Source organism: Pseudonocardia sp. NPDC049154, assembly GCF_040648315.1.
In the GTDB taxonomy this organism is placed as follows: domain Bacteria; phylum Actinomycetota; class Actinomycetes; order Mycobacteriales; family Pseudonocardiaceae; genus Pseudonocardia.
On sequence record NZ_JBEZDN010000008.1, the window covers coordinates 58,295 to 71,173 of the forward strand.

At 71.5% G+C, this 12,879-nt stretch carries 14 protein-coding genes; 7 read left to right on the forward strand and 7 right to left on the reverse strand.

Translation table 11 applies throughout. The features are described 5' to 3' along the window. Positions 1 to 496: 496 nt before the first annotated feature. Positions 497 to 742, reverse strand: coding sequence for a sigma factor-like helix-turn-helix DNA-binding protein (locus tag AB0B41_RS06885; protein WP_358199835.1), 246 nt, complete (start codon positions 740 to 742; stop codon positions 497 to 499). Between AB0B41_RS06885 and AB0B41_RS06890 the strand changes: the two genes are divergently transcribed. Further along, positions 741 to 1,136 carry a hypothetical protein gene (locus AB0B41_RS06890; RefSeq protein ID WP_358199837.1) on the forward strand — a complete coding sequence of 132 codons (396 nt, stop codon included), beginning with the start codon at positions 741 to 743 and terminating at the stop codon, positions 1,134 to 1,136. The genes AB0B41_RS06885 and AB0B41_RS06890 overlap by 2 nt on opposite strands. On the opposite strand, the gene AB0B41_RS06895 is transcribed toward AB0B41_RS06890, so the two are convergent. Continuing rightward, positions 1,126 to 2,925 (reverse strand): alkyl sulfatase dimerization domain-containing protein, encoded by a 1,800-nt coding sequence (locus AB0B41_RS06895; protein ID WP_358199840.1) that lies wholly within the window; start codon positions 2,923 to 2,925, stop codon positions 1,126 to 1,128. The two genes, AB0B41_RS06890 and AB0B41_RS06895, sit on opposite strands and share 11 nt — an antisense overlap. 284 nt (positions 2,926 to 3,209) lie before the next feature. On the opposite strand from AB0B41_RS06895, the gene AB0B41_RS06900 reads away from it, so the two are divergent. The 4 genes from AB0B41_RS06900 (at position 3,210) to AB0B41_RS06915 (ending at position 7,252) form a co-directional block, all read left to right on the forward strand. Further along, positions 3,210 to 3,491, forward strand: a complete 282-nt coding sequence (locus AB0B41_RS06900) for a metal-sensitive transcriptional regulator (protein ID WP_358199842.1) — start codon at positions 3,210 to 3,212, stop codon at positions 3,489 to 3,491. 139 nt (positions 3,492 to 3,630) lie between these two features. Next, complete coding sequence (locus tag AB0B41_RS06905; protein ID WP_358199844.1) at positions 3,631 to 3,840, forward strand: heavy-metal-associated domain-containing protein; 210 nt, start codon at positions 3,631 to 3,633, stop codon at positions 3,838 to 3,840. A 59-nt stretch (positions 3,841 to 3,899) separates the two neighbouring features. Then, positions 3,900 to 4,928: a hypothetical protein gene (locus AB0B41_RS06910; RefSeq protein WP_358199847.1), complete on the forward strand. Its 1,029-nt coding sequence runs from the start codon at positions 3,900 to 3,902 to the stop codon at positions 4,926 to 4,928. Then, complete coding sequence (locus AB0B41_RS06915; protein WP_358199849.1) at positions 4,928 to 7,252, forward strand: heavy metal translocating P-type ATPase; 2,325 nt, start codon at positions 4,928 to 4,930, stop codon at positions 7,250 to 7,252. The genes AB0B41_RS06910 and AB0B41_RS06915 overlap by 1 nt, the downstream gene beginning before the upstream one ends. A gap of 277 nt (positions 7,253 to 7,529) precedes the next feature. Here the strand turns inward: AB0B41_RS06915 and AB0B41_RS06920 are convergent, their stop codons facing one another. Then, positions 7,530 to 7,712, reverse strand: a complete 183-nt coding sequence (locus AB0B41_RS06920; protein WP_358199851.1) for a hypothetical protein — start codon at positions 7,710 to 7,712, stop codon at positions 7,530 to 7,532. A gap of 85 nt (positions 7,713 to 7,797) precedes the next feature. On the opposite strand from AB0B41_RS06920, the gene AB0B41_RS06925 reads away from it, so the two are divergent. Continuing rightward, positions 7,798 to 8,184 carry a hypothetical protein gene (locus tag AB0B41_RS06925; protein ID WP_358199853.1) on the forward strand — a complete coding sequence of 129 codons (387 nt, stop codon included), beginning with the start codon at positions 7,798 to 7,800 and terminating at the stop codon, positions 8,182 to 8,184. Between the two features lie 231 nt (positions 8,185 to 8,415). Here the strand turns inward: AB0B41_RS06925 and AB0B41_RS06930 are convergent, their stop codons facing one another. The 4 genes from AB0B41_RS06930 to AB0B41_RS06945 all read right to left on the reverse strand — a co-directional run bounded on the left by AB0B41_RS06930 (position 8,416) and on the right by AB0B41_RS06945 (position 12,240). After that, positions 8,416 to 9,243 carry a class II glutamine amidotransferase gene (locus AB0B41_RS06930; protein WP_358199855.1) on the reverse strand — a complete coding sequence of 276 codons (828 nt, stop codon included), beginning with the start codon at positions 9,241 to 9,243 and terminating at the stop codon, positions 8,416 to 8,418. Between the two features lie 16 nt (positions 9,244 to 9,259). Next, entirely contained in the window at positions 9,260 to 10,204 is a 945-nt protein-coding gene (locus AB0B41_RS06935) for a DUF1028 domain-containing protein (protein ID WP_358199857.1), read from the reverse strand. Next, positions 10,201 to 11,553: a dipeptidase gene (locus tag AB0B41_RS06940; protein WP_358199860.1), complete on the reverse strand. Its 1,353-nt coding sequence runs from the start codon at positions 11,551 to 11,553 to the stop codon at positions 10,201 to 10,203. The genes AB0B41_RS06935 and AB0B41_RS06940 overlap by 4 nt, the downstream gene beginning before the upstream one ends. Positions 11,554 to 11,679: 126 nt before the next feature. Further along, positions 11,680 to 12,240, reverse strand: a complete 561-nt coding sequence (locus AB0B41_RS06945; RefSeq protein WP_358199862.1) for an STAS/SEC14 domain-containing protein — start codon at positions 12,238 to 12,240, stop codon at positions 11,680 to 11,682. A gap of 390 nt (positions 12,241 to 12,630) precedes the next feature. On the opposite strand from AB0B41_RS06945, the gene AB0B41_RS06950 reads away from it, so the two are divergent. Next, a complete protein-coding gene (locus AB0B41_RS06950; RefSeq protein ID WP_358199864.1) occupies positions 12,631 to 12,792 on the forward strand; it encodes a hypothetical protein in 162 nt (53 codons plus the stop codon). Positions 12,793 to 12,879: the final 87 nt, after the last annotated feature.

Here is a 12,879-nt window from a genome sequence, read left to right on the forward strand (position 1 = left end):
GTTCGCAGAGCTCGAGTGCCACCGTCGCGACGACCGAGGCAGTGGGCTGTTGCAGCGTGCAGAAGCAGACCACGTGTTGCGACAGCAGCCGGAAGTCCGCGTGCTGCGGCAATGAGGCCACCGCTGGTGGTGGCTGCGGCTGCCAGTAACCACGACGAGCGGTGGGCGGGCGTTGCCTCGCGGTGGGGGGCCGCCGGCGGCTGGCCCCTGGTGGTGCGGCGCGAGACATCTGGCTCGCGCCGCACTTCTGATGTTCGACGTGCAGAGGCGACACGCAGCGCGACCAGAGTGAGTGGACCGGCGAGTTGCTACCCCGGGTTGGCGCCGCTTCTCGTGGAGAAGACCGATTCCTTGCCGGCCTCGCTGTGCACCACGAGCGTGATCGAGAAGAGTCTGCGTCGCGTGGCGAGGCAGGAACGTGTGGAGAGCCGAGTGTCGGCCGTCCTCGACGTGGGATAGGGGCGACGGGTGGTCGACGAGCGACGCCCGGGTCGTATTAGGCGCAGCGACAGTCCGCCGGCTGGTCGTAGTCCATCGGCACGCCGCGCGCGTCGAGGGTGAGCCGGCAGCACCGGTCGAGCAGCTCGGCGAGCCGGCGCCGGCCGCGCTGCACCCGCGACTTCATCCCGGACACCGACACGCCCTCGCGCCGGGCCGCGTCGCTCTGGCTCAGCCCGTCGAGGTCGGACAGCTCCAGGGCCCGGCGCTGCTCGGGAGGCAGGCGCTCGAGCAGCGGACGCATGCAGACGGCGAGCTCGTCGAGCGCGGACGGCGTCTCGTCCTCGGGATTGACGGCGGTCGGTCTCGGGCGCGTCGTCGAGCAGGACGCCGCGGCGCGTACGGTCGCGGTCGGCGCGGCGGTACTCGTCGATGACGGCGTTGCGCGTGATCCGGTAGACCCACGAGGTGGAGATGTTGAGATGAGCCCGACACCTTCGCCCCGAGCCACCAACCCGTACGCGCCTGCGTACGGATCGGCGGGCGACACGTTGCACGAGACCGCACCGAACGTTCAGCGGCGCGTGCTGCTGGTCTCGACCGCCGCGCAGGGGTTCGCGGGCATTGCCGTCGCGACCGCCGCCGCGGTCGGGCCCGTGGCGGCGGCGGTGTCCGGTTCCGGCCCCGTCAGGGTGTGACGATCGCGAAGCTCGGGTCGGGATCGTCCGTGAGGCCGGCGATCATGGCGAACGTCTTCGGGTCGCCGTCGAACGCCACGCCGTCCGGGCTCGCGCCGGCGAGCATCCCCAGGAGCTGGGCCTTGGTCAGGGTGACGACGAGGTCGGCGGGTGGCGTCCGTGTCGTCGGATGGTGGGTGAGCACGCCGTTGGACAGCTCCATCCGATAGGTCTCGCCGGTGTCGGTGAAGTGCCAGCGGATCGACGTGGTGGTGTCCCAGGCCCGCTTCCCGTCGATACGGATGGCGAGGCTGTCGAACAGCTGGGTGATGGTGAGCGCCGACGCCATGCCGGCCGCGCTGACCATCGCCGTGACGACCTCGCCGCCCAGCTCCTGCGCGCCGGTCAGGTAGTTGTTCCGCCAGGTGCCGCACTCGGATCCGTGGCCGAGGCGGGTGAACACGTCCGCGAGCAGGTTCTTGGCCGCGTCGTGCGAGGGATCGGCGAACACAGCATGGCTCGCCAGCTCGGCCGCGAAGCGGAGGTCGCCGTCGTCCGCGAACTCCTGCGCCCGGGCGACGGTGGCGTCGACACCGCCGATGACCTGGACGTAGCGGCTGGCGGCAGCCTCCGGCGGGTGCTGCCAGAGGTGTGCCGGGTTGCCGTCGTACCAGCCGAGGTAGCGCTGGTAGATCGCCTTGACGTTGTGGCTGACCGAGCCGTAGTAGCCGTGGGTGTGCCACGCGGCCTCGAGGGCGGGAGGCATCTCGATCTGCTCCGCGATCTCGCTGCCGACGAGGCCCTGGTTCATCAGGCGCAGGGTCTGGTCGTGCAGGAAGGCGTAGAGGTCGCGCTGCTCGGTCATCAGCTTCACGACCTCGTCCGAGCCCCAGGTCGGCCAGTGGTGCGAGGCGAACGCGACGTCGGTCCCGTCGGCGAACAGGTCGATCGCCTCGTTGATGTAGCGCGACCAGCTGCGCGCGTCGCGGACCTCGGCCCCGCGCAGGGTCAACAGGTTGTGCAGGTTGTGGGTGACGTTCTCGGCCAGGCACAGCGCGCGCTTGTCGGGGAAGTGGAAGTTCATCTCCGACGGCGCCTCGGTGCCGGGGGTGATCTGGAAGTCGATCCGGACCCCGTCGAGCGTCTCCTGCTGGCCGGTGTGGGTGATGTCGTGTGTGGGTGCGATCAGCCCGACCGTCCCCGTGGACGTGCCGGGCCCGAGGCCGACCCCGATGGTGCCGGTCGCGGTCACCGGCAGCCCCATCCCGGTGTGGTACATGCCGCGCCGGAGCATCGCGACGCCGGCGTAGACGTTCTCCGAGACCGCGTGTTCCAGGAACCCGGCGGGCGCGACGATCGGGACGTCGGTGTCGGCGTCGACCACGCCGAGCACGCCGCCGAAGTGGTCGATGTGAGAGTGGGTGTAGATCACCGCCGTCACCGGCCGGTCCCCGCGGTGGGTGCGGTAGAGCGCCAGTCCGGCCGCCGCGACCTCGGCCGACACCGCGGGGTCGATCACGATCACGCCGGTGTCGCCCTCGACCAGGGTCATGTTCGACAGCTCGATGCCGCGGAGCTGGTAGATGCCCTCGGTGACCTCGAACAGCCCCTGGATCGCCGTGAGCTGGCTCTGTCGCCAGAGGCTCGGATGGACGGTGTCGGGGCAGTCGCCGGCCATCGTCCGGGTGTAGACGTCGGCGTCGTAGACGACCTTGCCGTCCGCGGCCTTGATCACACCGGGCTCCAGGCGTGCGATCAGGCCGCGGTTCGCGTTCTCGAAGTCGGTTCGGTCTGTCAGATCAGCAGCCACCCTGCCCCCTCCACGTCACCAGCCCGTCACGGACGGACCGTCGCAACCCCTCCGGCGCGCGGGCCTCACCCCGAGGGGGTGAAGGGACTACACGGGCGCGACGACCGCGAGGCGTCCGACGCCCATGGTCGCCGCCCGTGCTCTCCGCCGGGCGGGAGCCCGCGAGGTCCGGCTCGGGGCCGGTGAGGTCGATCCTCTCGAGGAGCGCCTGAGCCACGACAACCTCTCACCTACGGTACCCCCCTAGGGTATGGTGAGCATCAGTTGGACCAGGAGGAGTCGCCGTGAACGGGTACGCGGACAACAAGGACAGCCACCTCAAGCGGATGCGCCGGATCGAGGGCCAGGTCCGGGGCATCACGAAGATGATCGAGTCGGACAAGTACTGCATCGACGTGCTCACCCAGGTCGCCGCGGTGAACAAGGCCCTGGAGGCCGTGGCGCTGAACCTGCTCGACGAGCACCTCAAGCACTGCGTCACCGACGCGGTCGCCGAGGGCGGCCAGGTCGCCGACCAGAAGGTCGCCGAGGCCAGCGCCGCGATCGCCCGCCTGGTCAAGTCCTGACCAGGGTGGAGGCGCCGCATGCGCGGCACCTCCACCGCCTGGCCGATCCCCGTCACCCCAGCACCGGCGCCGCCGGCTGCTCAGTTCGTCGTGTCCGCCCGCTCCGGTGCGGACCGGCAGGAGAAGAAGGGCACACGTCATGGCCACCAGCCCCTACACCGTCACCGGGATGACCTGCGGGCACTGCGTCGCCTCGGTGCGCGAGGAGGTCGGCGAGCTCCGCGGCGTCCGCGATGTCGCCGTCGACCTGCCGACCGGCGCGGTCACCGTCACCAGCGACACCCCGGTCGACGACCCCGACGTCCGCGCGGCTGTCGAAGAGGCCGGCTACCAGCTCACCACCGCGTGACCCTCCGGCCCGTCGCGGCGCGCGCCGTTCGACGGGGCCCCTAGCAAGGGATCGGACCCATGAACACTCTTGCGAAGCTCTCCGCCTACGGCGCGGCGCTCGCCCTGCTCACCGTCGGGGCGTACGCGACCGGATCCGCTGTCGGTCCCCTCACCACCCCCGCCCCCGCCGCGCAGACGGCCGGGCACGCGGGCCAGCCCGGCACCGAGAACGCCGGGCACGGGGACACCCACAGCGGCGCCGTCCCGGAGACCGCAGACCAGCCCGCCGGGCTGGCGTCGAGCAGGGGCGGCTACACCCTCACGCCCACCGCCTCGACGCTGAGCACGGGAACCACCAACGACTTCGCGTTCCGCATCACCGGCCCGAACGGGGCCCCGGTCACCGCGTTCGACGAGGAGCACACGAAGCGGCTGCACCTGATCGTCGTGCGCCGCGACACCACCGGTTTCCAGCACCTGCACCCGACCATGGACCCCGACGGCACCTGGCGGACGCGGCTCGACCTGCCCGCGGGCGGGGTCTACCGCGCTTTCGCCGACTTCACCCCCACCGGCGGGGCGGCGACCACCCTGGGCGTCGACCTGTCCGCGGCCGGCGGCTACGACCCGATCAGCCACGGGACCAGCCGGGTCGCCGAGGTCGACGGCTACCAGGTCCGCCTCGACGGCGAGCTGACCGCCGGGCGGTCCTCCCCGCTGACGCTCACGGTCACCCGCGAGGGCGCGCCGGTGAGCGATCTCCAGCCATACCTGGGCGCCTACGGGCACCTCGTGGCGCTGCGCGAGTCCGATCTCGCGTACCTGCACGTGCACCCCGACGGCAGCCCCGGCGACGGCCGCACAACGTCCGGCCCGCAGATCCGGTTCTTCGCCGAGGTGCCCTCCGACGGAACCTACCGGCTGTTCCTGGACTTCCAGCATGCCGGCACCGTCCGCACCGCCGAGTTCACCCTGCCCACCGGGCCCCCCGGCACGGCAGCCGATCCGACACCCGAACCGGCCCCGCCGGCGGCACAACCCGCCGGCGCAACGGGTACCACTCCGCACGACGACGCCCACTCCGCGGGCGCAGGAGGGGGGCACTGATGTCCACCACCAGCCACACCTCCGCACCCGCGGGCGACCCGACTGACTCCGCCACCGTGACCGAGGTCGAACTCGCGATCACCGGTATGACCTGTGCATCGTGTGCCAACCGGATCGAGCGCAAGCTCAACAAGCTCGACGGGGTGAGCGCCTCGGTCAACTACGCGACCGAGAAGGCGAAGGTCAGCGCCCCCGACGGGATCGGCACCGACGAGCTCGTCGCGACCGTCGAGGCCGCCGGCTACCACGCACGCCTGCCCGAGCCGCCCGCGCCGGGACCCGGCACCCCGTCGGGCCCGAACGGACGCGGCGACGACACCGTTCGGGAGCAAGACGAGCTGCGCGGCGCCCGCCAACGGCTGCTGGTCTCGATCGTGCTGTCCGTGCCGGTCGTCGTCCTGGCGATGGTCCCGGCGCTGCAGTTCACCTACTGGCAGTGGATCTCGCTGACCCTGGCCGCACCGGTGATCGTGTGGGCGGCCTGGCCGTTCCACCGCGCGGCCTGGGCGAACCTGCGCCACGGCGCCGCGACCATGGACACGCTGATCTCGCTGGGCACCCTCGCGGCCTTCGCCTGGTCGCTCTACGCGCTGCTGTTCGGCACCGCCGGCACATCGGGCATGACGCACCCGTTCGAGCTCACGATCAGCCCGTCGGACGGGGCGGGCAACATCTACCTCGAGGTCGCCGCCGGAGTCACCACGTTCATCCTGGCCGGACGCTACTTCGAGGCCCGCTCCAAGCGCCGCGCCGGCGCGGCCCTGCGCGCCCTGCTCGAGCTCGGCGCCAAGGACGTGGCGGTGCTGCGCGGGGGTCGCGAGGTGCGGATCCCGGTCGGCGAGCTGGCCGTCGGCGACCGCTTCGTGGTCCGGCCCGGGGAGAAGATCGCCACCGACGGGACCGTGGTCGAAGGCAGCTCCGCGGTCGACGCGTCGATGCTCACCGGCGAGTCCGTGCCGGTCGAGATCGGCGTCGGCGACGAGGTCGTCGGGGCCACGATCAACGCCGGCGGCCGGCTCGTGGTGCAGGCCCGCAGGGTCGGGTCGGACACCCAGCTCGCGCAGATGGCCAAGCTGGTCGAAGACGCGCAGACCGGCAAAGCACAGGTCCAGCGCCTGGCCGACCGGATCTCCGGGGTGTTCGTGCCGATCGTCATCGCGCTCGCCGCGGTCACCCTCGGGTTCTGGCTGGGTAGCGGGGCCGGCGCGGCAGCCGCGTTCACCGCCACGGTGGCGGTCCTGATCATCGCCTGCCCGTGCGCGCTCGGGCTGGCCACCCCGACGGCGCTGCTGGTCGGCACCGGCCGCGGCGCCCAGCTCGGCATCCTGATCAAGGGCCCGGAGGTCCTGGAATCCACGCGCCGGGTGGACACCGTCGTGCTCGACAAGACCGGCACGGTCACCAGCGGCCGGATGTCGCTGACCGCGGTCCACACCGCTGCCGGCGCCACCGAGGACGAGGTGCTGCGGCTGGCCGGGGCGCTGGAGAACGCCTCCGAGCACCCGGTCGCCGCCGCGGTCGCGCGCGCGGCCCGCGACCGGCTCGGCGAGCTGCCCGCCGTGGCGGAGTTCGTCAACCACGAGGGCCTGGGCGTGCAGGGCCTGGTCGACGGGCACGCCGTGCTCGTCGGACGACCGACGCTGCTGGAGCAGTGGAGCCAGCCGTTGCCCGAGGACCTGGTCCGGGCCGTGCAGGCGGAGGCCGCGAAGGGGCGTACCGCCGTCGCGGTCGCCTGGGACGGCCGGGCCCGCGCGGTCCTGGTGGTGGCCGACACCGTCAAGGACACCTCGGCCGAGGCGATCGCCCAGCTGAAGGGACTGGGGCTCACCCCGATCCTGCTCACCGGGGATAACCGCGCAGCGGCCGAGGCCGTCGCTCGGGAGGTCGGCATCGACCCCGGCCCGGACACGGTGGTCGCCGAGGTGCTGCCCACCGAGAAACTGAAGGTCGTCGAGGACCTGCAGGCCCGCGGGAAGGTCGTCGCGATGGTCGGCGACGGCGTCAACGACGCCGCCGCCCTCGCCCAGGCCGACCTGGGGCTGGCCATGGGCACCGGCACCGACGTCGCTATCGAGGCCGCCGACATCACTCTGGTCCGCGGCGACCTACGCGCCGCGGCCGACGCAATCCGGCTGTCCCGGCGCACTCTCCGGACGATCAAGGGCAACCTGTTCTGGGCGTTCGCCTACAACGTCGCCGCGCTGCCGCTGGCCGCCCTCGGGCTGCTCAACCCGATGCTCGCCGGCGCGGCGATGGCGTTCAGCTCGGTGTTCGTCGTCGGCAACAGCCTGCGGCTGCGGAGGTTCCGCCCAACGGCGCGCTAACACCCCAGCGAGCTCTCGCCGACTTTTAGATGGTCAGTGCGGCCGGCTCGTTCCACGACGAGCCGGCCGCGGACCGAAGGGAATCAGCCGGGCGGGACTTCCGCCTCACTGCGCGGGCCATTTTTCCTCTGCGGTTCGCTGCGCTTTCTGGGACAGCGTGAACCGGTACGTCGGCGGTCAGAGGCGGGGCCATTTGGGTCGCAGCGAAAGGATCGCGGCGATGAGTGTGCGAGCAGCAAGTTCGTCAGACCGCAGTGTGCTGACCGTCAGCGGCGCGCTACTGCTCGGCGGCTTCGTCGTGAACGCTGTTCAGCGAATGCTCTTGCATCCGACCGGAGAGGAAGACAATCACGAGGCGATCTTCGCCGGGTACGCGGCGAGCGGCGCCTGGGTCGCTACCCATCTCGCGGAATTCGTCCTTGTGCTCGTGGCCCTCTCCGGGTTGCTCGTGCTCTGCCACGCCCTGCAACGAGACGCCCTATCTCGCGCTGCTGGCGGCTGGGGCGATCATCGCGAGCGCCGGGGCCTGGGCCGTTCTTCAAGCGGTGGATGGCGTCACGCTCAAGCAGAACGTCGACGCGTGGGCCGCTGCGGCGGAGATCGAGAAGCCGACCCGCTTTGCCGATGCCGAAACCACCCGCTGGATCGAGTGGGGCGTCCAGAGCTACTTCCGGGTCCTGCTCGGCGTGGCCTTCGTGCTGGTGGGCGCTGCGGCCGTAGTGAGCCGCCTCCTCCCGAACTGGCTCGGCGTGCTGCTCGCGGTCGGCGGCATGCTCTCTCTCGCCATCGGAGTCTCCATCGGCTACGAGGGCCTGGAGAGCGGCTTCCAGGACATCGTCGGTATCGCCCTCCAGCTCGTCGTCCTCGCTTTCGGCATCGGCCTGCTCGTCGTCGGCCGGAGAGCCCGCGAGCCAGACACCTCGGCGGCCTAGGCCAGGGAGGGCGCAGCGTCCGCAGAAGACGTCCACCGAGGAGCCGCGGTCACCGAGTAGGAGTTCCGCGGAACGCCACCCGCCCTTGCGGGCTGACCACCCACAAGAGCCGCCGCCCGCCCTCGCCGGCGTCGCTCGCCGAGTCCCGGCGCCTGCGCGCCCACCCGGGCCTCGACCCGGATCTGCACGCCCCGACCACAGGGTCGCGCAGCGTCCGACGAACCGCGGCAGTCAGGCGGGGACGGTCGGTTGGAACGAGTGGACCTCCTGCTCACCGCGCCGGATGAGCGCCCAGGAGGCCTCTGGGACGTCGGTCCATGCTCCTGGCAGGTCGCGCAGTGGTTCCGAGACGACGAACCGGGTGTCGGTGCCCAGCCGCTCGAGGGACCGGAGGTCCGGGTAGAGGCGGCGGACCTGCACCACGTCGTTGGAGAAGTAGAGCGAGCTCGTCGCCTTCTCGCTCGAGTAGCGGAAGACCCAGATCGACTCGCCGTCCGTGGCGGCTGCGGTCATGTGCACCGGGTGTTCGATGTCGTGGCGCGACCCGACCTGCTCGACGAAGCCGACCGCTCGGGCGACCGCTGCGGGCGGGTCCTCCGTCAGACCGAAGGAGAGTGCCAGGAAGAAGAGGGTCTCGGTGTCGGTGTTGCCCTCGATCAGCGGGTACAGCGACGGGTCCACCGCCATCTGTAGGGCGTGCCTGACCTGCGGGAACTCGGCGAGCGAGCCGTTGTGCATCCACAACCACCGGCCGAACCGGAAGGGATGGCAGTTGCTGCGCTGGACCGGGGTCCCACTCGATGCGCGGACGTGCGCGAACAGTAGCGGAGTGCGGATCCGGGGAGCGACCTCGCGCAGGTTCTCGTCGTTCCAGGCCGGATGGGTACTCTTGAACACCGCCGGGGAGGTGTCGCCGGGGGAGTACCATCCGATGCCGAAACCGTCGCCGTTGGTCGTGATCCCTCCGCCGAGCCGGGCGTGCAGGCTCTGGTCGATGATCGAGTGCTCCGGCCGGAACAGCAGGTCGTCGGCGAGGATCGGGTCGCCGAGATACGCCATCCAACGGCACATCTGGTCACGTCCTTTCTGCGGAACGACACGGACCACCGAACTGCCCTGGAGGGGCCGCGGTGTCATCCGAGGAGGGCGATTCCGGGTGGCCGTAGCGCCGGCGGAGGTCAGCGAGGACCTCGAGATCGAGCAGCTCACCGCCGTTGATGCGGTTGTCGTAGTTCTCGCTCCCGAGGAAGAGTTCGAACCGTCGCCGATCAGCGGAATCCCAGCTGTCGTCGAGTACACCGGCGTAGAAGCCGCGTCCGGCCATCAGTGTCTTCAGCTCGACCGCGAGCTCGGGACCGATCGGGACGAGCTCGTCCGGGTCGCTCGGGAAGTACGAGAGCCTGTGCAGGGCGTAGCACCTGACCAGCTCCTCGATCGGCCGGGCGTGGTCGTAGATCGAGATCACGACGTGCCGGTCGTCCAGTGATCCATAGCCGCCGTCCCGCCTGACGACCAGCAGCGCGGCGGACTGTTGCCCGCGTATGTCGCCGCCCGCCCGCTCGCCCGACTCGAGGGCCGCGATGAGCCGTTCGGCCAGGCAGCCGTGAGAGGCGTCGAACGTCGCGACCATCCGGTCGACGACGTCGCCGCCGGCGAGTCCGTTGCCGAGGGCGAGGCAGTCCCGACCGCGGGCGCTGCCTGCCCATCCGTCCCAGGAGTGCAGCTCGGCGCCGGTGTGGCAGGCGACGCCGCCGTGCCGGTCGATCAGCGCGAACTGCCTCCGGCGTCGTTCAGGATCGCCGCCGAGCAGGACGTCGAGGGCCTGAGCGGGAGTGGCACCGCATCGGAGGAGGGTCAGCCCCACGGTGCCGTGCCGGGGATTCCCGAAAGCCTGGGTCGCGACCACGCCGACGTCTGCTTCACCGTACGGGACGAGGCCTCCGACGCCGGGGAACTTCGACTGCACGGCGACGCCCAGGTCGCCGTTGGCGGGGTCGAGGCCGAGGATCGAGTAGGTCATCGTCGTTGTCTCGCAGGCGGGTAGCCGAGCAGGAACGACGCCTCCGTGAGTGCCATGTCGGCGATTTCCTCAGGGGCGACGCTCTCGTTGGGAGCGTGGATCCGGCAGGACGGTTCCTCGACCCCGATGAGCAGGATCTCCGCTTCGGGGTAGGTCGTCGCCAGGACGGTGCAGAGCGGGATCGAGCCGCCTTGGCCCAGCTGCGAGACGGGCGCGCCGTAGACGGTGCGCATGGCCTCGGTCATGGCACGGTGGGCGGGCCCGTCCGTGGCCGCGCGGAACGGATGGCCGGTCGCGTCGATCTCGACCGTGACCTCGATCTGCCACGGGGCCACCTCGAGCAGGTGCGAGACGATGGCCTGGCCGGCCTCCTCGGGGGTCACGCCCGGTGGGACGCGCAGGCTCAGGCGGGCCCTGGCCCGCGGCACGAGCGCGGCGGCGGAGCCGACGACCGGGGGGCAGTCGATCCCGAGCAGCGAGAGCGAGGGGCGGGCCCAGAGCATGTCGGCGATGGTGCCGTCGCCGAGCACCGGCGTCCGTCTGCGGAGGCCGCCGTCGACGCGGAACTGGGTCTCCGGGTAGGACGCCCCCGGCCAGACCTGGGTGTTGGGCAGGCCCCGCACGGTCGTGTTCCCGTGCTGGTCGTGCAGGGTCGCCAGCATGGCGACGAGGGCGGTGAGGGCGTCGGGGACCGCCCCACCGAACACGCCGGAGTGCAGCTCCGATTCCAGTGCGTCCACGGTCACGACGAGATCGACCACACCCCGCAGGCTCACCGTGACCGCGGGCGAGCCGACCGCCGCGTTCCCGGTGTCGGCGACGATGATCGCGTCGGCGCTCAGCAGGTCCGCGTGCTCGGGGACGAACGCCTCGAGCCCGCCGGTGCCCTGCTCCTCGGAGCCCTCGACGACCAGCTTCAGGTCGACGGGAACCTCGTCGCCGAGGGCTCGCAGCGCGGTGAGGTGCATGAGGATGTTCCCCTTGCAGTCGGCTGCGCCCCTCCCGTACAGGCGGCCGTCGACGTTCGTGAGCCGGAACGGCGGGGTGCGCCACGATCCTTCGTCCAGCGGGGGCTGCACGTCGTAGTGCGCGTACAGCAGCACCGTCGGTGCGCCCGGCACACCGCACGGCCGCGAGCCGACGACCGCGGAGCTGCCGTCCGGTGTCTCGGCGAGTCGTACGTCGTCGAAGCCCACATCCCGGAAGGCGTCGGCCACCCAGGTCGCCGCCCGGGTGCACTCCTCCGGCGGGAACTGGCGCGGATCGGCGACCGACGGGATCGCCACGAGCTCGGCCAGCTCCGTGAGCGTCCGTGGCATCAGATCGGAGACAATGGCCCGTAGGGTCATCTCGTCACGGTTCCGCCGTGGCGCACCACGGTCCGGACGATGCCGGCCCAGAGCTGCAGGCGAGCGCCTCGACAGCTCGGATTGAGCAGCAGCGCGGCAACCAGTCGCACCGTCACGGCCCTCCGATCATGTCGGTCCTCCTTCGGGAGCAGCCGGTCCGCGATCGGCGGCGTGGCCTGAGGTGGCGGAGATGACCGGGGGCTCGGTCGAGTCGGCTGCGGTGCGCTCGTGCTCCTCGGCCGAGACCCATCGCTTCGCCGCCTCGAGCTCGGCGACCGGGAAGCCGCGCAGCCGGCCGGGAACGAGAAGCGAGAGCACGCGCAGCGCGGGCCGCAACCAGGTCTCGTCGCTGACGACCGCCACCCGTTCGTAGGCGGTGGGGTGGCGCACGGCGAACGCGACCTCCTCCTGGAACTCGTCGGCCTCGTAGTCGTGAAGCCTTGGTCCGAAGAGGTAGAGGAGCCGCAGCTTCGCCCCCCGTGCGATCTCCTGGCGCAGGACCGGCGCCACGACGTCCTCGAAGTCGTCGTCGTCGACCTTCCCGGCTGCCTCGAACCCGATAGTCCCCGCCGGCATCTGGGACATCCGCCTGAGCACGCTGACCTCCTCTGCCCGGACGGAGAGCGCCACACCACTGTGCCGTCCGACGTCGGACAGCGTGCGTGCAGTGGCCGGGCCGTGTGTCATCCCCGCAGGGTGAACGCCGAGGTACCGACGGCACCGGTGCAGGGGTGGCCACAGGTGATCCTTCTCCGAGAAGGACGCCGGCTCATCTCGGAACGGGCCACCGTCGACCCGTCTGTGACCGTCTCCTGCACGAGGCGCCGGACGTGGGAGGTGGCGGGTGACGAACGTTCCGAATCCGGAACCGACCTGTACCGGCGCAGCGCACACAGCCCGGCCGCCCGGCACGCCGCCGCGGGCACCGCGGCGCTGACCGGCAGGTCCTCCTGCCGAGCAGCCCGAGGGGCCGCGACCACCCGTCCGGGATGAACTCCGACGATCCTCGTGGTCCGACACTCGAGCATGGTGAGGGTGCGGGGCGCATCGCCGTACCGCGCGTCGAGGAGGCGCTGAATGGCACAGCCCGTCCGCGAGCCCGGCCCCTGGTTCCTGCGGCCCGTCGTGCTGCAGGCCGAGGTCGAGGCCACCGTCGACCGTGGCGTCATCACGCGAGGAGAGGCACAGGGGGTGCTCGCCCGCCTGGCGATCGTCGTGGACCAGGCGGGCGAGCGCTGACTGCCGGCTGGAACCCGGCCCACCACACACCCGGGCGGCGGTTCGTCCGCCGCCCCCGGACGCTGGAGGCTCAGGTGGACACCGACG